20 protein-coding genes are annotated in these 21,539 nt (G+C 73.6%); 10 read left to right on the top strand and 10 right to left on the bottom strand.

Annotated features, from left to right (window positions below):
- Window positions 1-23: 23 nt before the first annotated feature.
- The 7 genes from ACTWQH_RS03345 to ACTWQH_RS03315 form a co-directional block, all read right to left on the bottom strand.
- Window positions 24-911 (bottom strand): amidohydrolase family protein, encoded by an 888-nt coding sequence (locus tag ACTWQH_RS03345; protein ID WP_443284763.1) that lies wholly within the window; start codon window positions 909-911, stop codon window positions 24-26.
- Window positions 908-1,801: an SDR family oxidoreductase gene (locus ACTWQH_RS03340; RefSeq protein ID WP_443284762.1), complete on the bottom strand. Its 894-nt coding sequence runs from the start codon at window positions 1,799-1,801 to the stop codon at window positions 908-910. The genes ACTWQH_RS03345 and ACTWQH_RS03340 overlap by 4 nt, the downstream gene beginning before the upstream one ends.
- A 111-nt stretch (window positions 1,802-1,912) precedes the next feature.
- Window positions 1,913-2,974: a branched-chain amino acid ABC transporter permease gene (locus ACTWQH_RS03335; protein ID WP_443284761.1), complete on the bottom strand. Its 1,062-nt coding sequence runs from the start codon at window positions 2,972-2,974 to the stop codon at window positions 1,913-1,915.
- 38 nt (window positions 2,975-3,012) lie between these two features.
- A complete protein-coding gene (locus ACTWQH_RS03330) occupies window positions 3,013-3,873 on the bottom strand; it encodes a branched-chain amino acid ABC transporter permease (protein WP_443284760.1) in 861 nt (286 codons plus the stop codon).
- Complete coding sequence (locus tag ACTWQH_RS03325) at window positions 3,870-4,595, bottom strand: ABC transporter ATP-binding protein (RefSeq protein ID WP_443284759.1); 726 nt, start codon at window positions 4,593-4,595, stop codon at window positions 3,870-3,872. The genes ACTWQH_RS03330 and ACTWQH_RS03325 overlap by 4 nt, the downstream gene beginning before the upstream one ends.
- Window positions 4,592-5,380 (bottom strand): ABC transporter ATP-binding protein, encoded by a 789-nt coding sequence (locus ACTWQH_RS03320; protein ID WP_443284758.1) that lies wholly within the window; start codon window positions 5,378-5,380, stop codon window positions 4,592-4,594. Before ACTWQH_RS03320 ends, ACTWQH_RS03325 begins: the two co-directional genes overlap by 4 nt.
- Complete coding sequence (locus ACTWQH_RS03315; RefSeq protein ID WP_443284757.1) at window positions 5,377-6,582, bottom strand: ABC transporter substrate-binding protein; 1,206 nt, start codon at window positions 6,580-6,582, stop codon at window positions 5,377-5,379. The genes ACTWQH_RS03320 and ACTWQH_RS03315 overlap by 4 nt, the downstream gene beginning before the upstream one ends.
- A gap of 246 nt (window positions 6,583-6,828) precedes the next feature.
- On the opposite strand from ACTWQH_RS03315, the gene ACTWQH_RS03310 reads away from it, so the two are divergent.
- Window positions 6,829-7,248: a MarR family winged helix-turn-helix transcriptional regulator gene (locus ACTWQH_RS03310; RefSeq protein ID WP_443284756.1), complete on the top strand. Its 420-nt coding sequence runs from the start codon at window positions 6,829-6,831 to the stop codon at window positions 7,246-7,248.
- 102 nt (window positions 7,249-7,350) lie between these two features.
- Here ACTWQH_RS03310 and ACTWQH_RS03305 read toward each other — a convergent pair whose 3' ends face one another.
- Entirely contained in the window at window positions 7,351-8,283 is a 933-nt protein-coding gene (locus tag ACTWQH_RS03305) for an alpha/beta hydrolase family esterase (protein ID WP_443284755.1), read from the bottom strand.
- A gap of 311 nt (window positions 8,284-8,594) precedes the next feature.
- Window positions 8,595-10,343 (bottom strand): IclR family transcriptional regulator domain-containing protein, encoded by a 1,749-nt coding sequence (locus ACTWQH_RS03300; RefSeq protein WP_443284754.1) that lies wholly within the window; start codon window positions 10,341-10,343, stop codon window positions 8,595-8,597.
- A gap of 227 nt (window positions 10,344-10,570) precedes the next feature.
- Between ACTWQH_RS03300 and ACTWQH_RS03295 the strand changes: the two genes are divergently transcribed.
- From ACTWQH_RS03295 to ACTWQH_RS03255, 9 genes are all read left to right on the top strand, one after another.
- Window positions 10,571-11,782, top strand: coding sequence for a 4-hydroxybenzoate 3-monooxygenase (locus ACTWQH_RS03295; protein WP_443284753.1), 1,212 nt, complete (start codon window positions 10,571-10,573; stop codon window positions 11,780-11,782).
- An 8-nt stretch (window positions 11,783-11,790) separates the two neighbouring features.
- Window positions 11,791-12,582, top strand: coding sequence for a CoA transferase subunit A (locus ACTWQH_RS03290; protein WP_443284920.1), 792 nt, complete (start codon window positions 11,791-11,793; stop codon window positions 12,580-12,582).
- Window positions 12,582-13,265: a 3-oxoacid CoA-transferase subunit B gene (locus ACTWQH_RS03285; protein WP_443284752.1), complete on the top strand. Its 684-nt coding sequence runs from the start codon at window positions 12,582-12,584 to the stop codon at window positions 13,263-13,265. Before ACTWQH_RS03290 ends, ACTWQH_RS03285 begins: the two co-directional genes overlap by 1 nt.
- Window positions 13,262-14,479 carry a thiolase family protein gene (locus tag ACTWQH_RS03280; RefSeq protein WP_443284751.1) on the top strand — a complete coding sequence of 406 codons (1,218 nt, stop codon included), beginning with the start codon at window positions 13,262-13,264 and terminating at the stop codon, window positions 14,477-14,479. Before ACTWQH_RS03285 ends, ACTWQH_RS03280 begins: the two co-directional genes overlap by 4 nt.
- A 39-nt stretch (window positions 14,480-14,518) precedes the next feature.
- Window positions 14,519-15,289 (top strand): protocatechuate 3,4-dioxygenase subunit beta, encoded by a 771-nt coding sequence (gene pcaH / locus ACTWQH_RS03275; RefSeq protein ID WP_443284750.1) that lies wholly within the window; start codon window positions 14,519-14,521, stop codon window positions 15,287-15,289.
- Between the two features lie 8 nt (window positions 15,290-15,297).
- Complete coding sequence (pcaG, locus tag ACTWQH_RS03270; RefSeq protein ID WP_443284749.1) at window positions 15,298-15,909, top strand: protocatechuate 3,4-dioxygenase subunit alpha; 612 nt, start codon at window positions 15,298-15,300, stop codon at window positions 15,907-15,909.
- Window positions 15,906-17,282, top strand: coding sequence for a 3-carboxy-cis,cis-muconate cycloisomerase (gene pcaB, locus ACTWQH_RS03265; protein ID WP_443284748.1), 1,377 nt, complete (start codon window positions 15,906-15,908; stop codon window positions 17,280-17,282). The genes pcaG and pcaB overlap by 4 nt, the downstream gene beginning before the upstream one ends.
- Before the next feature lie 40 nt (window positions 17,283-17,322).
- Window positions 17,323-18,447 (top strand): bifunctional 3-oxoadipate enol-lactonase/4-carboxymuconolactone decarboxylase PcaDC, encoded by a 1,125-nt coding sequence (pcaDC, locus tag ACTWQH_RS03260; RefSeq protein ID WP_443284747.1) that lies wholly within the window; start codon window positions 17,323-17,325, stop codon window positions 18,445-18,447.
- 88 nt (window positions 18,448-18,535) lie between these two features.
- On the top strand, window positions 18,536-19,654 hold the full coding sequence (locus tag ACTWQH_RS03255; protein WP_443284746.1) for a 5-methyltetrahydropteroyltriglutamate--homocysteine S-methyltransferase: 1,119 nt from the start codon (window positions 18,536-18,538) through the stop codon (window positions 19,652-19,654).
- A 29-nt stretch (window positions 19,655-19,683) separates the two neighbouring features.
- On the opposite strand, the gene ACTWQH_RS03250 is transcribed toward ACTWQH_RS03255, so the two are convergent.
- On the bottom strand, window positions 19,684-21,309 hold the full coding sequence (locus ACTWQH_RS03250) for an AbfB domain-containing protein (RefSeq protein WP_443284745.1): 1,626 nt from the start codon (window positions 21,307-21,309) through the stop codon (window positions 19,684-19,686).
- Window positions 21,310-21,539 lie beyond the last annotated feature (230 nt).

Here is a 21,539-nt window from a genome sequence, read left to right as displayed (position 1 = left end):
TTGCGAGTGGGCTGATGGGTGAGCTAGCGGGTGAGACCGAGGAGCCGGGCGGCGTTGTCCTTGAGGATGCGTGGTCTGACGTCGTCCTTGATGTCGAGCTCCGCGAAGTCGGCCAGCCAGCGGTCGGGGGTCAGGACGGGATAGTCGGAGCCGAAGAGGACCTTGTCCTTGAGCAGCGAGTTGGCGTAGCGCACGAGCTGCGGCGGGAAGTACTTCGGTGACCAGCCCGACAGGTCGATGTGCACGCCCGGCTTGTGGGTCGCGACCGCCAGGGCCTCGTCCTGCCAGGGGAAGGACGGGTGCGCCAGGATGATCTTCAGGTCGGGGAAGTCGGCGGCGACGTCGTCGACGCACAGGGGGTTGGAGTACTTCAGGCGGATGCCGGCGCCGCCGGGCACGCCGGCGCCGATACCGGTCTGGCCGGTGTGGAACAGGGCGATGGTGCCGGTCTCCTCGATCACCTCGTACAGCTCGTAGGCCACCGCCCGGTCGTTGGGGAAGAAGCCCTGAAGGCTGGGGTGGAACTTGAATCCCCTGACCCCGTACTCCGCGACCAGGCGCCGGGCCCGCTTCACGCCCGCCCTGCCGCGGAAGGGGTCGACGGACGCGAAGGGGATCAGGACGTCGGGGTTGGCGGCGGCGGCCTCGGCGACCTCCTCGTTGGGCACCGGCTCGGTGCCGGTGGCGTGCTCGGCGTCCACGGTGAAGACGACGGCGGCCATCCGGCGCTCGCGGTAGTAGGAGGCGATCTCCTCCAGTGTCGGCCGGTGCCGGTCCGTCACCCCGAAGTAGGCCGAGGAGGCCGCGTGCAGTTTCTCGTCGAGCGAGGTGCGTCCGGTCGTCGTCGAGACCTCGGCGTGGGTGTGGACGTCGATGGCGACCAGGTCGTCGAGGCGAGGGGTGCTCGTCACCGTGCCTCCGGGGCCCTGGGCGCGGGTATGCCGACGCTCTGCGGCTCGGCGCCGACGGAGGTGTGCCAGGCATCGGCGATCGCCTCCGGCGTCCAGCCGCCGTGCGCGAAGGCGGTCGAAATCTCCTGCGGATGCGACCACAGCGTGAGCTTGTCTCCGCCGATGCCGATGCACTGGCCCGTGACGTCGCGCGCGGCGTCGGAGGCGAGGAACGGGATGAGGGCGGCGCAGTCCTCGACGGTGCCGAAGCCCTCGCCCGCCCGCAGGAAGGCCGGCAGCGGCTCGCCGTTGCGCATCGCCTCGATGTACGGGGCGAAGACCGGGATGGTGTCGGTCATGGCGGTCGCGGCGACCGGGATGACGGCGTTGACGGTGATGCGGGCGCGGGCCAGTTCCATGGACCAGGTGCGGGCCATGGCGGCGATGCCGGCCTTGGCGGCGGCGTAGTTGGTCTGGCCGAAATTGCCGCGCTGCCCGGCCGGGGATCCGACCAGGATGATGGTGCCGCCCTCGCCCTGCTCGCGCATGCGGATGGCGGCGGCGCGGGCGCAGGTGAAGGTCCCCTTGAGGTGGACCGCGATGACGGTGTCGAAGTCGTCGTCGGTCATCTTCCACAGCACCCGGTCGCGCAGCACGCCGGCGTTGGCGACGAGAACGTCCAGCCGGCCGAACTCCGCGACGGCGCGGGCCACCAGGCGCTCGGCCGCCTCGGCGGTGCCGACGGCGGCCGGTTCGGCCACGGCCCTGCCGCCCTTCTCGGCGATGGCCGCGGCGGTCTCAGCGGCGGTGTCCCGGTCCACGTCGTTGACGACGACGGACGCGCCGGCCGCGGCGAGCGCCTCGGCGTAGGCGCGGCCGAGGCCCCGGCCGCCGCCGGTGACCACGGCCACCCGTCCGGCGAGATCGATGGCGGCGGAGGAACCAGCGGAAGCAGCGGAACCAGAGGAACCAGCGGAAGCAGGGGAAGAATCACTGGGGGGATGGGACACGGCGACAACTCCTTAGGTCCGCCCGCCCCGCAGCAGACGCGTCGCCCGCGACGGCACGGACACGAGCCCACGGGGCAGGAACAGCACGACGAGGATGAGCAGCGTGGCGTAGACCGCGTAGCTGAAGATGACCGGCGCGGTCGCGGGCATGCCGGGCATCGTGGCGAGGTCGCCCAGCACCTGCACCAGCAGCGTGATGGCGGCCGCGCCGAGCAGCGCGCCCCACAGGGAGCCGAGTCCCCCGACGACGACCATGACCAGGTACTCGACGGACAGCAGCACGGGGAAGGAGTGCGGGGCGATGTAGCCGATGTAGAAGGCGAAGATTCCGCCGGCGAGTCCGGCGAACGCGGCGGCCAGGGTGAAGACGGCCACCTTGTAGCCCGTCACGGGCACGCCGCTGGCGCTCGCCGCGGTCTCGCTCGTGGCCAGCGCGCGCAGCGCGCGGCCGACGCGGGAGGCCGTGATGTTGTGGGCGGCCAGGACGACGAGGACGACGGCCGCCCAGGTCAGGTAGGCGTAGTGAAGGTCCTCGTCGAACTCGAAGCCGCCGATGGACAGCAGCGGGATGCCCGACACGCCGATCGACCCGCCGGCCCACTCCCACTCGCCGAGCAGCGAGATCAGGATGAGCTGCACGGCGATCGTGGCGAACGCCAGCTGGTGGCCGCGCAGCCGCAGCAGCGGCCCGCCGATCACGGCGGCGCACGCGGCGGCCGCGAGGGGCGCGGCGGCCAGGGCGAGGAGGGGCGGCACGTCGTGGGTGCCGAGCAGCGCGGCGGCGTACGCCCCGATCGCGTAGAACGCCCCCTGGCCGATGGACACCTGCCCGGCGTAGCCCATGAGCAGGGTCAGCCCGACGGCGACCATCGCGGACAGGCCGAGCAGGATGTACACCGACAGCTGGCTGCTGTCCAGCTGGGGCGGGAGCGCCAGGGTGGCGGCGGCCACCGCTGCGGCGATGAGGACCGGCCGCCTGCCCTGCCCGGCCCGGTGACCTCGTGCGGGGGAGCGGGCCGCGCCGCTGGGAGGCGGTGCGGCGGCCCGCTCCTGGCCCGGACCAACGGTGTTCATGCGTGCTGCCTCTCTGCTACGCGAGCTGGGGGCGGGCGTCACCCGGCCTCCGCCAGGACGCCGGGAGTGCGGGTCGACTGCCACATCAGCAGGACGAGGATCAGGCCCAGGGCGACCACCGTCTGGTAGGCGGCGTAGCCGTAGCCGGCAACCATCGCCTGGACAACGCCGAGCAGCAGCGCGCCCACCAGGGTGCGGCCGACGTGGTGCAGGGAGCCGACGATCGCCGCCGCGAAGCCGTTGATGATCAGTGAGACGTCGGAGTCGAACGACATCGCGCGCGTGGGCATGAGCAGCACCCCCGCCAGGCCGCCGAGGCCGCCGCCGACGGCGAAGGCCAGCAGTCCCATCCGGGTGACCGAGATGCCCACGACCCTGGCGGCGTAGGGGTTGGAGGAGCAGGCCGACAGCGCCTTGCCGGTGTCGGTGCGATCCAGGAGAACGGCCAGGGCGGCGAAGAGCGCCAGCGCGACGGCGAGGATGAGCAGGTAGTGGTTCTGGACGCGGGCGCCGAAGAGCGTGACGGTGCCGGACAGGCCATCGGCCGAGCGGCTCTCGTCGCCCCAGATCAGCACCTCCACGGCGTAGGCGAACACGCTCAGGCCGAGGGTGACGATGAGCGAGGCCTGCGGCGAGGTGCCGGGGCGGCCGATGGCGATCACGCCGGTCAGCAGGCCCACGGCGGCGGCGGTGGCGATGCCGAGCAGCTCGGCCGCGCCGTGCGGCACCCCGGCGTCGAGGAGCGAGATGGCGGTGAACGCGGCGAGGACGGCGAAGGTGCCCTGGGCGAAGTTCACCACACGGGTGACGCGATGGATGAGCACCAGGCCGCTGCCCACCAGCGCGATGCCGCAGCCGGTGCCCAGACCGGTGACGAGGTAGACGAGGAACTCGCTCACGGCGTCACGCCTTTCGCACCACCCAGGTACGCGGTGGCCACCTCGGCGCTGGCCGACAGCTCGGCGCCGCTGCCCTCGGCGGTGATCCGGCCCGCTTCCAGGACGTAGGCCCTGCCGCACAGCTCCAGGGCGAGCCGGGCGTGCTGCTCGATGAGCAGCACGGCCGTGCCCTGCTCCCGGTTGAGGCGGGTCAGGTGCTCGGTGAGGCTGGTCACGATGAGGGGCGCGAGGCCGAGGGACAGCTCGTCGATGGCGATGACCTGGGGGCGGCTCATCAGGGCGCGGCCGACGGCGACCATCTGCTGCTCGCCGCCCGACAGGCGGCCCGCCCGGGTCCCGCGCAGCCGCGCCAGGCCGGGCAGGATCTCGTAGATCCGCGAGGTGTCGCGGGCGGCGCGGCGCGCCCGCCCCCGCCCGGGGACGCGCCAGGCACCCAGGCGCAGGTTGTCGTCGACCGTGAGGTCGCCGAACATCTGCCGTCCCTCGGGCACATGACCGAGGCGGCCGCGCACCTCGACGGTGCCGGAGGCGGGGGTGTGGATGCCGGAGAGGGTGTCGACCAGGGTAGACTTCCCGGCCCCGTTGGGTCCGACCAGGGCGACCATCTCGCCCGGGGCGACGTGCAGCGACACGCCGTCCAGGGCGGTGGCGGCGCCGTGCCGGACCACCAGGTCGCGCACCTCGACCACGGGCGGCGCGTCCGGGGCGGCCCGGCCGCTCATGGGGCCGCGCCTTCCCGCGTGGGTCCCGGACCCAGGTAGGCGGTGACGACCGCCGGGTCGGTGCGGATCTCCTCCGGCGTGCCCTCGGCGATGACGCGGCCGAGGTCGAGGACGGTGACCCGGTCGGCGACGCGGCCGACGAGGCCGACGTCGTGTTCGACGAGCATGATGGTGACTCCCTCGGCGCGGAGCTCGTCGATCAGCTCGACGAGCCGCTCGCGTTCGGCGGCCCGCAGCCCGGAGGCGGGCTCGTCCAGCAGGAGCAGCCGCGGCCTGGAGCACAGGGCACGGCCCACCTGGAGGGCGCGCTGCTGCCCCAGCGGCAGCAGTTCGGCGGGGCGGTCCGCCCACCCGGCCAGGCCGACCCGGCGGACGGCCTCGCGCGCGCGCTCGGCGATCGCGCGCTCCTCGCGGCGGTGACGCGGCAGCCGGAGCGCGGCCGCCGCGAAGCCGGCCCCGGTGGCGGCATGGGCGCCGACCATCGCGTTCTCCACGACCGACATGCCGTGGAAGACGCGGGCACCCTGGAAGACGATCGCGATGCCCAGCCGGGCCCGGGCGTGGGGCGCCAGCCGGTCGATGCGCCGTCCCGCGAAGTGGATCTCGCCTCCGTCGGGTGGCAGCTGGCCGCTGATCAGGTGGAAGAGGGTCGACTTGCCGGCGCCGTTGGGGCCGATGACGCCCAGCGTGCGGCCGGGCGCGACGGCCAGGTCCACGCCGTCCACGGCATGGACGCCGCCGAACGCGCGGGTCAGCCCGGTCGCCCGGAGCAGCGGCTCGGTCATGGGGCCTCCCCCTCCGGCCGGTCCAGCCGCTCCAGCAGCCGCATGGACCAGTCGGTCGGCACGAGAGCGCCATCGACCACGGTGTTCACCGAGACGTAGTCCGCGGACAGGCCGGAGTGGTCCTCGGCGCTGTAGCGGAAGGTGCCGTTGGGGGTGGTCAGGGTCAGGCTCTCCAGCGCCTCGCGGATGTCCCCGGGGTCGGTGCTGCCGGCCTGTTCGATGGCGGCGGCGAGCACCCTGACCCCCGTGTAGCCGTCCATGGCGAACTGCGGCGGCAGGTAGCCGTACTCCTCCTCGAAGGGCACCGACACCTCGTCGATCGCCCGCTTCTGCTCCCCTTCGGGGAGGTGGTCGCCGATCACGCCGACGGCGCTGGGGACGACGGCGCCCTCGGCGGCCTTCCCGGCCGGGTCGAGCCACAGCTCGCTGGCCTGCGAGCCGGTGAAGGCGATCGGGATGTCGAGGCCCGAGTCGGCGTACTGCCTGACGAGCGTGACGGCGCCGGCGCCGCTCATCCACACCACGAGCGCCTGGGCGTCGGAGTCCTCGACGTGGGTGAAGATCTGGCTGAAGTCGTCGGCGTCGTACTGGGTCTCCTCGGTGGCCACGATCTCGATGCCGTACTCGGCGGCCAGATCCCGCATCGCCTCGTGACCCTCCAGCGGGTACTGGGTCTCGGTGTCGTAGGCGACCGCGAGCCGGGTGACGCCCTGGTCCTGGTAGTAGCGGAGCAGCGCCTCGGCGTAGTCCGAGGAGAGCGCCGGGACCGCGAAGACGTACGGATGATCCTCCGTCACCTGGGAGTCGTGCGCGGTGAGGGAGATGTACGGGATCTCGGCCCGGTCCACCGACGGGAGCGTGCCACTGGCCACGAGCGAGGAGGACGACCCGAGCACGGCCGTCACGCCCTGGTCCTGGAAGGAGTTGAACGCCAGAACGGACTGCTCCGGTTTGCCCTGGGCGTCCTCGACGATCAGCTGCAGCCGCCGGCCGTCGATGCCGCCGTCGGCGTTGATCTGGTCGACCGCCAGGTCGGCGGCCTTGCGGGCTTCCGTGCCCAGCGACTGGAACGGGCCGGTCAGCTCGGTGATCATGCCGATTCTGATCGTTCCGTCATCGCCGGACGAGGAACTGCCGCCGCAGGCCGGGGCGGCGAGCGCCAGCGCGGCGGCAAGGAGGGCAACGGTGAGACGAGAGCGCATGGGGGAACCTCCGGGGTACGGCGCGGGCACAGCACCGGAGCAGCACCATGGAAGGTAAGAGCAATAATTGTTGTCGTCAATAGTTGCTGCAATGATGCTTCTGGGTCATCCTGATCACGACTGGTCACGACGGTCAGTCACCACCCGCCGTCACCGCTGGAGGCAGCCATCAGCCCCGCCCGACCGGGCGCCACTCCCGGGAAGCACACCCCCGACGCTGCCGCCGTCGACACCGCGGAGCCGTGGATGCGGTCGCTCCACTCCGACACCGGCTATCTCCTCTACCGGCTCGGCCAGCGCGCGGGACAGATGTTCAACGCCACGCTGCAGGAGTCGGGCCTGCGCCTGCGCCACTACGCGCTGATGCGCTATCTCTCCACCGTCCCCGGCGCCCTCCAGCGCGAACTGAGTGCCCGCCTCGGCTACGACCCGAGTGCGATCGTCAGCCTCGTCGACGACCTGGAACGGCTGGGCCTGGCCGAGCGGCGGCCGGACCCGGCGGACCGCCGCGGCCGCGTCGTCGTCCTCACCGACTCCGGCCGGGCCTTCCTCCGCGACAGCGACGCCGCCGCCCGTCGCGTCATGGACGAACTCCTGGCCCCGCTGGACACGCCCGAACGCCGGACGCTCCATGAGCTGCTCCTGCGCATCGCCGTTCCCGAGTGACCGTCCTCCTGGTGGGCACGGGGGTGGATCCCGGTGAAGGATCCACCCCCTGGTCGTTGTCGGTCACCGCTGTGGATCAGCGGTGTCGGTCACCGTCGTCCGTCACAGCGTGGACTCGAACTGCGTGATGAAGTCCCACGACTCGTCCGGGGCCCAGCTGTCGGCGCCGTCACCGGCGACCCCATCCTGCGGAGACGCGATGTGACCACCGTCGAAGGAGGCCCACACCACCGGATACCCCTCCATGCACCCCTCGTAGGCGGTGGTGATGTGCGTCAGGCTGCCGGGCGCCGCGGTGGGCGGGGTCTGGGGGGTGCAGCCGTTGTTCGTGACGAACATGTCGCGCTGCTGCTCATGGGTGTTGCCGAACTGGTCGCTGATGCCGTGCACCCCCATGAAGGCGACGGGCTCGGTGCCGCCGTCGCATCCGCTGACCGGTCCGGGGGAGGACTGGGACACGATCGCGCGGAAAACGTCCGGCCGGGCGCAGGCCAGTGCGATGCTCATGGCGCCGCCGTAGCTGAAGCCCTGGGAGAAGCGGAGCGAGGTGTCGACGCAGAGGTCGGCCTCAAGCATCGCGAGGATGTCGTCGATGAAGACCACGTCCTGGCCGCCGGTGTTGGCCCAGGCGTTGTCGAGGCCCTGGGGCGAGACGAAGATGGTGCTGTTGTCCGCCAGCGGCTGCAGGCCGTAGTAGCCCCCCGAGACGACGTTCTCGGCGGTGCCGCCCCACCAGTGGAGTCCGAAGACCAGCCGGTAGGGGTTGCTGTTGTCGTAGTTGTCGGGAACGTCCAGGATGAAGGTGCGATCCTGGCCGCCGCTCTGGATCGTGTGGGTGCCGTCCTCCAGCGTGGGGGCCTGGCCACATCCGGCGCTCGCCTGCGAGGTGCCCACATCCGTGGGCGCCGTGAGCGCGGTGGGCGCGGTGGGCGCGGTGGCTCCGGCAGGGCTGCTGCTCAGTGCCGTGCCACTCGTGGTCACGACGAGAAGCGCCGCGACCACGACAGATCCGAGGAGGAATCTCCGTCTTGACATCACTCGACTCCTTTTTTCGTCTTCGGGCTCTGAGGAGGGTGGAAAACGCTCCGCCGACGCGGTCGCAGGCATGGTTCGCCGGGCGAGGGCCGGACTGGATACGGCTCCCGTCGAAGCGGTGGGGAAGACCAGGGGCCTGGGACGATGGGGAGTTCGGAGCGCGGCGGCGACGACATGAGCACTCCTCAGAGGTGTGAGTACACCTCCCAACCCGGTCGCAAGCTAGCAGCGTGACACCCGCCGCGGAAGGCGCACGACGGATAGTGAAAAAAGTTTCACTCCAAGCGGCCGGGCCCCCGCGCCCAGGCACCTCAGGCGGTCGGGATGTGGGTGAAGCGGTCGGCGAGGTGGAGGTCGGCCTCGATGGCCGCGGCCGTGGTGCGCAGTTCGGGCAGGACGTGTGCCAGGCAGTGCTCGACGCTGTGGCGGGCGGTGTGCGTGGCGACGTTGACCGCGGCGACCGCGCGACCGTCCCGGCCGACGACGGGAACCGCGATGGACCGCAGCCCCTCCTCCAGCTCCTGGTCCACCAGCGCGTGGCCCTCGCCCGCGACCCGGTTCAGGGCCGCCTCCAGCGCGGCGCGGTCGGTGACGGTGTACGGGGTGAGGGGCTTGGGCTCGGCGCGGTCCAGGCGGGCCGCGCGGTCGGCGACCGGCAGGGCGGCGAGCAACACCCGGCCCATCGAGGTGGCGTACGCCGGGAAGCGGGTGCCGAGGGTGATGTCCACGCTCATGATCCGCTTCCTCGGCACCCGGGCGGTGTAGCGCACCTCGTCCCCGTCGAGCACCGCCAGGGACGCCGAGTCGTGCACACGCTCGGTGAGGGCCGCCAGGTGGGGCGTGGCGATCTGCGCCAGCGTGAGCCCGGACAGCGGCGGGTAGCCGAGCGCCAGCACGCGGGACGTGAGGCGGAAGACGCCGGCGTCGGCGGTGACGTAGCCCAGGTGTTCGAGGGTGATCAGGGCCCGGCGGGCCGTTGCCCGGGGCAGGCCGGTGGCCTGGGCGACGGCGGTGAGCGTGAGCGTCTCGCGGCTCTCGCCGAAGGCGGTGAGCACGGTGAGGCCGCGGGCCAGCGACTCGACGAATCCGCGGCCCAGTTCCTGCTTGGAGGCGGCGGTCCACGACGCCAGCCCGGTGGGCGCGGGCGGGGACGCGGCGGGCGCGAATTCCCCCTCGTGCTCGGACAGCCGCCGCTCCATGTCGACGGCTGCGTCCCGGAGCCGGGGCAGCAGCCGATCGCGCAGATCCTGGGCGCTGTGCCGGCTGGTGTGGCTGACGAGGCTGGCGACGCAGGCGAGCCGGCCGTCCGGATACCGCACGGGCACCGACAGCGCGACCAGGCCCGGCTCGATGAGCTGGTCGTCCAGCGCCCAGCCCCGCTCGCGCGCCTGCTCCGCCCACACGGCGAACTCCTCGTCCGTGGGCCCGAGCGGCTCCACGTCCTGCGCGATGTCCTGCGCGATGTCCTGCGCGATGCCCTGCGCGGTGTCGCCCGGCGGCAGGGCGGGAAAACCGCGGCCCAGCGGATCAGCGGCCCGCCGCTCGCGCCACCGCGCCCACGCCCGCTCGTCCCAGCCGGCGGCGATCAGCGGGCCGGGCGCGGCGCGTTCGGCCGGGAGCAGGTCCCCAACGCGGAAGCTGACCGACAGCGCACGGCGCCGCGTGGTCTGGTGGATGAACCGGATGCCGTCGCCGTCGGCCACCGCCAAGGAGACCGACTCGGCCAGCTCGTCGGCCAGTTCGCGGGCATACGGCCCCAGCAGGTCCGGCAGGCGCAGCGCCGACAGATAGGCGTTCCCCACCTCCATCAGCCGCGGGGCGAGCAGAACATCCCGGCCGTCCATGCGCAGATACCCCATGCGGACGAGCGTGCCGGTCACCCGGTCCAGGGTGGAACGGGCCAACCCCGTCGCGCGCTCCAGACCGGGCAGGCTCAGCACGCCGTCGGCATCGGTCAGCGCGCGCAGCACCAGCGCGCCACGCATCAACGGCGCCACGGCCTCGGCAGGGGCCGGCGCGTGCTCGCCAGGCGCCACGACCCGCGTGGGCGGCAAGGGCATAAGACCTCCGGGCTGTCGAGTCGGCACGTTTCGGCAGATCGGCCACTCCCCCTGACCGCCGGCCCGGCAGACCGGCCCGCGACGAACAACGCTACCTGGCGCGCTCGCCCAGCGGCCCTGACCGCCGGGTCGGCGGACACCGTTGACACGGCGCACACAAGAGGTGAAACTGCCGAGTGTGATGTGAACTTTAATTCACTAGACGAACGCAGAGGGTGAGTGGTGGCATGGGACATCCCACACGCACGCGCGTGGGCATCGTCGGTGCCGGGCCGGCCGGGCTGCTCCTGGCCCGGCTGCTGCACCTCACCGGCATCGACTGTGTGATCCTGGAGAGGCGCGACCGGACCTACGTCGAGCGGCGCCAGCGCGCCGGCATCCTGGAGCAGAGCACGGTCGACGCGTTGCGCTCGGCGGGCGCCGCCGACCGCCTGGAGCGGGAGGGCACCCCTCACGACGGCGTCGAGCTGCGCTTCGCCCGCCGCTCCCTTCGCCTGGACTTCCCCTCGTTGACCGGCGGCCGCCGGGTGTGGCTCTACGCCCAGACCGAGCTGGTCAAGGACCTCATCGCTCTCCAGCAGAAGGAGGGGCCGCCCCTGCTGTTCGAGGCGCGGGCGCTGGCGGTCGAGGGCAACGACGGCGACCGCCCGCTGATCCGGTACGCGCACGCCGGCCGCGAGCACACCCTGGTCTGCGACTGGGTCGTGGGGTGCGACGGCTACCACGGCGTGACCCGGCACGGGATGCCCGAGGGGGTGCTGCGGACCTACGAGCGCGGCCACCCGTACTCCTGGTTCGGCATCCTGGCCGACGCCCCGCCGGCGTACGAGGAGCTGATCTACGCGCATTCCGAGCGGGGCTTCGCGCTGGCCAGCATGCGCTCCGCGCACGTGAGCCGGCTCTACCTCCAGGTGCCCAACGGCACCGACCCCGAGCAGTGGTCCGACGAGCGCGTCTGGAACGAGCTCGACGCCCGCCTCGCGACCCGCGGCGGCCGGCGGCTGCACCGTGGCCCGATCACCTCCAAGGCGGTGCTGCCGATGCGGAGTTCGGTCACCGAGCCGATGGCCCACGGCCGGATCTTCCTGGCCGGCGACGCCGCCCACATCGTGCCGCCGACCGGCGCCAAGGGGCTGAATCTCGCGGCGGCGGACGCGATGGTGCTCGGCCGGGCCTTCGCCCATCTCGGTGCCACCGGCTCCACCGAGCTGCTGGACGCCTACTCCGACACCTGCCTGCGCCGCGTCTGGCGCGCGGAGCACTTCTCGAACCTCATGACCTCGATGCTGCACCTCAGCCCCGACCAGTCGGAGTTCGACACCCGCCTGCAGCTGTCCCAACTGGAGCGCCTGGCCACCTCGCCCCACGCGGCCGCCGAACTGGCGGCGAACTACGCGGGGCTCCCGGTGGGTGGCGACGCGGGCGGGGGAGGGGCGTGAGCGCGCCGATGGACAAGACGGTGGAGTCGGCCGCCGCGGCGGTGGCCGACATCGGGGACGGCGCCTCGCTGGCCGTCGGCGGCTTCGGGCTCAGCGGGGTGCCGAACGCCCTGGTCCAGGCCGTGTTCGAGGGCGGGGCCACCGATCTGCACGTCGTCTCCAACAACTGCGGCGCGATGGACTCCGGCCTCGCCGTCCTCCTGGCCGCCGGCCGCATCGCCCGCGTCACCGGCAGCTTCCTCGGCAACAACCACGAGTTCCGCCGCCAGTACCTGGCCGGCGAGGTGGAGCTGGAGCTGATCCCGCAGGGCACTCTCGCGGAGCGGCTGCGCGCCGGCGGCGTCGGCATCCCGGCGTTCTACACCCCGGCGGGCGTCGGCACCCAGGTCGCCGAGGGCGGCCTGCCCTGGCGCCACGACGGCAGCGGCGGCGTGGCGGTGGCATCGCCCCCCAAGGAGGTGCGCGCGTTCGACGGCGTGGAGTACGTGCTGGAGCGCGGCATCCGCTGCGACTTCGCCCTGGTGCGGGCCGCGCGCGGTGACCGCCACGGCAACCTCGTCTTCGCCAAGTCCGCCCGCAACTTCAACCCGTTGGCCGCCATGGCCGGCCGCGTCACCATCGCCGAGGTGGAGGAGCTGGTCGAGCCCGGCGCGATCGACCCCGACCACGTGCACCTGCCGGGCGTGTTCGTCCAGCGCGTCGTGGCGCTCACCCCGCGCGAGGCGTCCGACAAGAAGATCGAGATCCGCACCGTGCGCCCCCCGTCCCCTGTTACGGCCACCGGGGAGGCGCGGACCTGATGCCCTGGACCCGCCGGCAGATGGCCGCCCGCGCCGCACGCGAGCTCCGCGACGGCGAGTACGTCAACCTCGGCATCGGCCTCCCCACCCTCATCCCCGACCACCTCCCGGCCGGGGTCACCGTGGTGCTGCACTCGGAGAACGGCATCCTCGGCACCGGGCCCTACCCGACCGAGGACGAGCTCGACCCGGACCTGATCAACGCCGGCAAGGAGACCGTCTCCGTCCTGCCCGGGGCGGCGTTCTTCGACTCGGCGCTGTCCTTCGGCATGATCCGCGGCGGGCACATCGACACCGCGGTGCTCGGCGCCATGCAGGTCTCCGCCGCCGGCGACCTGGCGAACTGGGCGGTGCCCGGCCGGCTCGTCACCGGCATCGGCGGGGCCATGGACCTCGTCCACGGCGCCCGCCGCGTCCTCGTGACCATGACCCACACCACCAGCGACGGCGAGCCCAAGCTCGTCCAGGAGTGCGGCCTGCCGCTGACCGGCCGCGCCTGCGTGGACCGGATCATCACCGACCTCGGCGTCCTGGACGTCACCGGCGACGGGCTGCTGCTCGTCGAACTCGCCCCCGGCGTCAGCGTCGCCGAGGCCACAGCCCGGACCGGCGCCACGCTCCGCGTCGCGGCAGGACTCACCGACAGGAGTACGGACAGGAGCACGGGCAGGAGCGGGGCATGAGCGCCCGGGGTGTCCGCAAGGTGTACGTCGTCGACGCCGTGCGCACCCCGTTCGGCCGGTTCGGCGGCGCCCTCGCGGCCGTCCGCCCCGACGACCTCGCCGCCCACGTGCTCCGCGCCCTGCTGGACCGCAACCCTCGTCTCGACCCCGACCGGATCGGCGACGTCTATCTGGGGAACGCCAACGGAGCCGGCGAGGAGAACCGCAACGTGGCCCGCATGGCAGCCCTGCTCGCGGACCTGCCGGCCACCGTGCCAGGCGTCACCGTCAACCGGCTGTGCGCCTCCGGCCTCGAAGCCGTCATCCAGGCCGCCCGCGCCATCGCCCTGGGCGACGCGTCCGTCGCCCTGGCCGGCGGCGTCGAGTCCATGAGCCGCGCCCCGTACGTGCTGCCCAAGCCCGAGCGCGCCTTCCCCGCCCACGACGCGCGGCTGTACTCCACCACCCTCGGCTGGCGCCTGGTCAACCCCAGGATGAAGCCGCGGTGGACCGTCCCCCTCGGCGAGGGCGCCGAGCTGATCGCGGACAAGCACGCGATCAGCCGCGAGCAGCAGGACGCGTACGCGCTGGCCTCCCACCACAAGGCGGCGGCGGCGCACGACCGCGGCCGGTTCGACGCCGAACTCGCTCCCGTGCCCCTCCCACAGGGCGACGGGAGTCCGGCCATCGCCGACCGCGACGAGTGCGTGCGCCGCGACACCTCGCTGACCGCCCTGGCACGGCTGAAGCCCAGCTTCCGCACCGACGGCGGCACGGTCACCGCCGGCAACGCCTCCCCCCTCAACGACGGCGCGGCGGCGCTGCTGCTGGCCGACGAGGCCGGCCTGGCCGAGATCGGCCGCGAGCCGCTGGCCCGCGTCTCCGCCTCCGCCGTCACCGCCGTCGAGCCGCAGTACTACGGCCTCGGCCCCGTCACGGCCGTCCCCCGCGCCCTGCGGCGGGCGGGCCGCGCCTTCGCCGACCTGACCACGCTGGAGCTGAACGAGGCCTTCGCCGCGCAGGTCCTCGGCTGCCTCGCCGAGTGGCCCGCGCTCGACCCCGCGGTGCTCAACCCCCTCGGCGGCGCACTCGCCCTCGGCCACCCCCTCGGCGCCTCCGGTGCCCGGCTCGCCGGCACCGTCGCCCACCAGCTGGCAGCCGCGGGCTCCGGCACCGGCGTGGCCGCCCTCTGCGTCGGCGTCGGCCAGGGGCTCGCCCTTGTCCTCGAACGCTGACGGAAACCCAACGACGGCCGAACGAGAGGAGCCGACCCCTTGGCACTCACCCAGCACGACATCGACCGTGAGATGGCCGCAGCGCGTGAGAAGAGCCGCGAGAGCACCGCCATGCCCGCGCACCATCCCGACCGCGGCTACGCCCCGTACCGCTCGACCGCGGCACGCCACCCCCGACAGCCCCTCGTCTCCATCGCGGCCGCGCGCGACCCGGAGGCCGTGGAGCTGACCTCCCCGGCCTTCGGCGACAGCGACGTCACCGAGCACGACAACGACCTGACCATCCAGCACCCCGGCGCGCCGTTCGGCGAGCGGATCACCGTCGAGGGCCGGCTGCTGGACCGCCACGGCCGCCCGGTGCGCGGCCAGCTCGTCGAGATATGGCAGGCCAACGCCGCCGGCCGCTACGCCCACCAGCTCGACCAGCACCCCGCGCCGCTCGACGCGAACTTCACCGGCGTCGGCCGCACCCTCAGCGACGACGCCGGCCGCTGGCGTTTCACCACCATCCGGCCCGGCGCCTATCCGTGGCGCAACCACGAGAACGCCTGGCGCCCGGCCCACATCCACTTCTCCGTCTTCGGCACCGCCTTCACCCAGCGCCTGGTGACACAGATGTACTTCCCGGGCGACCCGCTCCTGGCCCACGACCCGATCGTCCAGTCCGTCACCGACCCCGCCGCCCGGCAACGCATGACAGCCAGCTACGACCACGCCCTCTCGCGACCCGAGTGGAGCCTGGGCTACCGCTGGGACATCGTCCTCGACGGCCCCACCGCCACCTGGACCGAACAGGAGCACGCCCGATGACTCGTCCGATGACTCGCACGATGACCACCAGCGACCGGGCGGCGCACCTGCCCCCGACGCCCTCGCAGACCGTCGGACCCTTCTACGGTCACGCGCTGCCCTTCCCCGGCGGCCCCGACATCGCCCCCGCCGGCCACCCCGACGCCGTCACCGTCCACGGACGCGTCTACGACGGCCACGGCGCGCCCGTCCCCGACGCGCTGCTGGAGGTCTGGGGTCCGGACCCGGCCGGCCGCATCCCCACCACGACCGGCTCGCTGCGCCGCGACGAGACCACCGGAGGCTTCCTGGGCCGCCATCGCGTGGACTTCACCGGCTTCGGCCGCGTCGCCACCGACCGCGAGGGCCGGTGGGCCGCCCACACTCTCAGGCCTGGCGCCCGCGGCCAGTCCGCCCCCTACCTCAGCGTCTGCGTCTTCGCCCGCGGCCTGCTCCACCACCTCCACACCCGCGTCTACCTCCCCGAGGACGCCACCGCGCACACCGGCGACCCGTTGCTGGCCGCCCTGCCGCCGCAGCGGCGCGCCACGCTCATCGCCGCGCCGCGGCAGCAGGGCGACTACCGCTGGGACATCCGCCTCCAGGGCGAGTCCGAGACCGTCTTCCTGGAGTTCCGGTGACCGCCGACGCCGTCCCGCCGGCCGACACCGGACTCCTCGCCCCCGGCCACGCGGGGACGCCCGTGGCGGCCGCCACCGGGGACGCGGCGGTGCTGCGGGCCCTGCTCGACGCCGAGGCGGCGCTCACCCGCGCCCTCACCGCCTGCGGCCAGGCCCCCGCCGCCGCGGCCCGCGCCGTCACCGCGGCCGCGGCGGACACCGCCCGCTTCGACGCGCGGGACCTCGCGCTGCGCGCCCGCAGCGGCGGCAACCCCGTCATCCCGCTGGTGGCCGACCTCACCGCGGCCGTCACCGAACGGGACCCGGCAGCCGCCGCGTACGTGCACCGCGGCGCCACCAGCCAGGACATCCTGGACACCGCCCTCATGCTGGTGGCCCACCGCGCCACGGCCCTCATCCTCGCCGACCTGGCCGGCGCGGAGGCGTCCCTGGCCCGGCTGGCCGCCGACCACCGCGACACCGTCATGCCCGGCCGCACCCTCACGCAGCACGCCGTGCCCACGACGTTCGGGCTCAAGGCGGCCGGCTGGCGCTGGCTCCTCCTCGACGCCCGCGACCGCCTCGCCGCCGTGCGCGACGCGCTGCCCGCCCAACTCGGCGGCGCCGCCGGCACCCTCAGCACGTTCGACGCGTTCGACGCGTATGCCGGAACGGGGACGGGAGCGGGCCTGCCGGTGGTGGCCGCCTTCGCCGCCGAACTCGGGCTGGCCGAGCCCGTGCTGCCCTGGCACGCCCTGCGCACCCCCATCGCCGACCTCGCCGGCGCCCTGGCCTTCACCGCCGGCGCCCACGGCAAGATCGCCGCCGACGTCCTCGTGCTCGCCCGCACCGAGATCGCCGAGGTGGCCGAGGCCGGCGGCGGGGAGTCGTCCGCGATGCCGCACAAGGCCAACCCGGTCCACGCCACCCTCATCGCCGCCGCCGCGCGTCGCGCCCCCGCCCTCGCCGCCTCCCTCTACGGCAGCCTGGCCGCCGAGGACGAGCGGCCGGCCGGCGCCTGGCACGCCGAGTGGGAGCCGCTGCGCGACCTGCTCCGCCTGGCCGGCGCCGGCGCCCACCACGCCGCCGCCCTCCTCGCGGGTCTCCGCGTCGACGCCCCCACCATGCGCGCACACCTGCACCTGACGGGCGGCGCGCTCGCCGCCGAGCAGGTGGCCGCCGCGCTGACCGGCCGCCTGGGCCGGGTCCGCGCCCGGGAACTGCTGACCGAGGCGGCGCAACGGGCCCGCGACCACGGCCTCCCGCTGGCCGACGTCCTCGCCGACTCGCCCGAGCTCGTGGGCCTGGACCTGGACCTCGCCCGCCTCCTCGACCCGTACCGCGGCACCGGCGCGGCGGGCGCGCTGACCGACCGCGCGCTCCGGCGCACCTGACGCGCCGCCGAGACACCACCGAGACGCGGAAGGACCCGCCATGCCCGCCCCCCTCCTGCTCCACCACACCGCCGAAGGCCCCACCTGCGCACCGCCCCTGATGCTGGGCAACTCCCTCGGCACCTCCACCGCCCTGTGGGACCGGATCGCTCCCGAACTGTCCAGCACCTGGCGCGTCATCCGCTGGGACCTGCCCGGCCACGGTCACTCGTCCCCCCGTCTCATCGCGCCCGGCGCCTCCGTGGCCGACCTGGCCACCCGCGTCCTGGAACTCGCCGACCACCTCGGGCTCGATTGCTTCTCGTACGCCGGCGTCTCCCTCGGCGGCGCCATCGGCCTGCACCTGGCGGCCCATCACCCCGAGCGCGTCGAACGCCTCGCCATCCTGTCGTCCTCGGCCCGCTTCCCCGACGCCGACCACTGGCGCGAGCGCGCCGCCCTGGTCCGCCACGAGGGCACCGCCCCGGTCGCCGACACGGCCGCCGCCCGGTGGTTCACCCCCGGCTTCACCCACCCCGGCCTGCTGGCCGACCTGCGCGCCGCCGAGCCCGAGGCGTACGCGGCCTGCTGCGACGCCCTCGCCACGTACGACCTGCGGGACGCCCTGTCGGCGATCACCGCCCCCACCCTCGTCGTCGCCGGCCGCGCCGACCCCGTCACCCCGCCGGCCCACGCCCGAGCCCTCGCCGACGCCATCCCGGACGCCACCCTGATCGAGTTGCCCGGCGCCTCCCATCTCGCCCCCGCCGAACGGCCCGAGGCCGTCCTCTCCGCCCTCCACGGCCACCTCGGTTCACCCGGCGGCGCCAGCGGCATGACGATGCGCCGCGCCGTCCTCGGCGACGCCCACGTCGACCGGGCCCAGGCACAGACCACCCCGTTCACCGCACGCTTCCAGAACCTCATCACCCGCTACGCCTGGGGCGAGATCTGGTCCGACCCCACCCTCAGCCACCGCGAACGCAGCATGATCACCCTCACCGCGCTGGTGGCCCACGGCCACTGGGACGAGCTGGCGCTGCACATCCACGCCGCCCGCCGCAACGGCCTCACCGCCGAGGAGATCGCCGCCGTCCTCCTCCAGACCAGCGTCTACTGCGGAGTCCCCGCGGCGAACAAGGCCTTCGCCACCGCACAGCGCGCGCTGGCCGACGACACCAGGTGACCATCACGGGGACCTCAACTCCGGCTCTTGCCGGATACCTGCACCGGGTGTACCGGTGTGGGAACAGCAGCGACGAAGGGAGAGCCCAGTGGCCGCCCGCACCGTCCCACCGTTCCGGGCCGATCACGTCGGCAGTCTGCTCAGGCCGCCGCGCCTGCTGCGGGCGCGCGAGGAGCACGCCAAAGGGGGTACCTCCGCCGAGCAGTTGCGCGAGGTCGAGGACGAGGCCATCCGTGATGTGGTCCGCATGCAGGAGGACGTCGGGCTGCGGTCGGCGACCGACGGTGAGTTCCGGCGGACCTCCTGGCACATGGACTTCATCTACCAGCTCGGCGGCGTCCGCCGCACCGACGAGAAGCTCGCCGTCCACTTCTACAACGAGGACGGCGAGCTGGAGTTCGAGTCTGCGGCCCTGCGCGTCCACGACCGGATCTCGCTGCGGGAGACGATCTTCGCCGACGCGTTCCGCTTCCTGCAGTCCACCGTCACCTCCGTGACGCCCAAGCTCACCGTCCCGTCGCCGAGCATGGTCCACTACCGCGGCGGGCGGGCCGCGATCGACTCCGAGGTGTACCCGGACCTCGAGCCCTTCTGGCACGACCTGAGCGCCGCCTACGCCGAGCAGGTCCGCCGCCTCGCCGAACAGGGCTGCAGCTACCTGCAGTTCGACGACACCAGCCTCGCGTACCTCAACGACCCGCGGCAGCGGGGGATGGTCGCGGAGCAGGGCGGCAACGCCGAGCACCAGCACGAGCGCTACATCAAGCAGATCAACGCGGCGCTCGCCGGGCGCCCGGAGTCCATGACCGTCACCACCCACATGTGCCGCGGCAACTTCCGCTCCTCCTGGGCCGCCGAGGGCGGGTACGACTTCGTCGCCGAAGCGCTCTTCTCCCAGCTCGACGTGGATGGCTTCTTCCTCGAGTACGACGACGCCCGCTCCGGCGGCTTCGAACCGCTGCGCTTCGTGCCGAAGGGGAAGATGGTGGTCCTCGGCCTGGTCACCACCAAGCGCGGCGCGCTGGAGGACAAGGACGACCTCAAGCGCCGCATCGAGGAGGCTGCCCGCTACGTCGACATCGACCAGCTGTGCATCTCCCCGCAGTGCGGCTTCTCCTCCACGGTCGAGGGCAACAACCTGACCTACGACCAGCAGGTCGCCAAGCTGCGCCTGCTCGTCGAGACCGCCGCGGAGGTGTGGGGCTAGCACTCCAGCCGGACTTCGCTGTCTGCTTCTCAGCCGAGGGGCGCGACGACGTGGAACGAGGTGTCCTCGGCGATCCCGGACTGGTCGATCCAGACCTGACCGTCGGAGCGGGCGTGCAGGTAGTGGCCCGGATAGTTGACCGACTCCAGCGCCACCGTCCCCTCGTTGGAGCCGGCGCGCGGGCAGAACGTGGCGTCCAGGCGGAAGATGTCGCTGCCGTCGTCATAGTCCAGTCCGAGGCGCATGCCGTAGTGGCGGAGGTACTCCCCCTCGGCGTTCATGAGCGAGTGGCACGCGGGGTCGGCCAGGCCGTCGACGACGGTGAACCGGGCGTCCTGCCCCGCGTCCTCGTCCTCGATGGCGGCGTACCCGTCCTCCTGGCCGAGGTAGCGGCCCGACTCGCCGGCCAGTCGCAGGGAGTACGTGCCGAGCGGGATGGCGACCTGGGTGGGTTCGGGCCGCGTCGGCTCGTCACTCGTCGGGGTCGGGCTCGGCGTGGGGCCGGCGGTCGGCGTCTGGCTCGGGCTCGGCGATTCGGAAGGCCCCTGCGTCCGGGGCGGGGTCAGGCCCTGGTTCGGGTCCTGCTCCGTTGTTTCGGACTCCGAGGGCCTCGGGCTCGTCGAGGCGTGCGGGCTGCTCGACGGCGTCGGGGAGTCGGTGTTCACAGCGACGGGGACACGTTCTGGCTGGGAGGTGGGCTGCGCGTAGTGGTAGGCAGCCATGCCGCCGGCCGTCAGCGCCACCACCGCCGCAGCCGCCATCACGGCCGTCCTCGAGATCCCCGAAATCCCGGGCCTGCCGGACGTCCCGCCCGTGGCTGGGACCGTCGCCGTTGCGGCCGGGGCCGGGGCCGGGGCCGGGTTGGCGTCCGGCGCCAGCCGGTGCCGGACCAGCCCCACCAGCTCATCCGGCGGCGGCACGAGTGCGAGGCCGGCCAGCAGCCGCGCCGCCGGCTCCATGTCGAGGGTGTACAGCCGGCAGCGCGGGCAACCCCGGACGTGGTGGGCCAGCCGCTCGCGCCACCGTGCGGACGGCTTGCCGTCCCAGGGCGCCTCCACGTCCAGGTCCTCGCAGCGGGGCGTCGTGCCCAGGGCCCGCACCACCTGCCGCGCGGTGTCCAGGCGCTGGCTGATCCGCCTGACCCGGGACTCGACGCTCTGGGCCGGCGCGTGATACGCCGCCACGACGTCGGCGCGGGTCAGCGTGCCCATCGCCTCCAGCCACCACAGCGCGAGCAGTTCGCGCTCCTCGTCCGTCAGATCGTCCAGCCAGTCCCTGGCCGCCTCGGCCACCTCGCGACGCTGGCCCGACAACTCCAGCCGAGCGATCGCCACATCGGCGAAATCGCCCGGCTCGTGCTCCCGCCGCGCGCCCTCCCGCCAGGCACGCACCTGCTGCACGGCGATCGCGACCAGGCGGGACCTCAGCCGGTCCGGGTCAGGGTCACGCACCCCGCGCAGGCCGTCGACCGCCCGCGCCATTGCCGCTTGCACGACGTCGTCCGCGTCGCCGTGCCCGGCCATCGCCCGGCCGACGACGTTGTACACCAAGGGCAGACACCGCGCGACGAACTCCTCCACCGCCCGCGGGTCCCCCTGCTGCGCCGCCCGGATCACCTCCGGGTCGGGAGGCTCGACGGCCGCGCGTGCCGACACTGAGGCCACCTCCGTCCTCGTCGCGTGGCGTGGCGTGGTACCGCGTAGCGACGGAGGCTACCCGCCACCTGCACCCGTCGCCCACCCGCGTGCGGGTCACCTGTCCGCAGGGGCCGCACGACGAGTCCGCGGGATGGCGGTGGTCCACCCCACCGGGTCATGAGGGGAGGGGGCAACGGACGGCTGGCCGGAGGGCCGTGACGGGACGGGACGCCGCCACCGTCTCCGGC

The sequence above is a fragment of the Streptomyces sp. 6N223 genome (assembly GCF_052246635.1).
In the GTDB taxonomy this organism is placed as follows: domain Bacteria; phylum Actinomycetota; class Actinomycetes; order Streptomycetales; family Streptomycetaceae; genus Streptomyces.
Note: the sequence above shows the minus strand (reverse complement) of the source record. Positions and strands in the feature narration are given on the sequence as shown.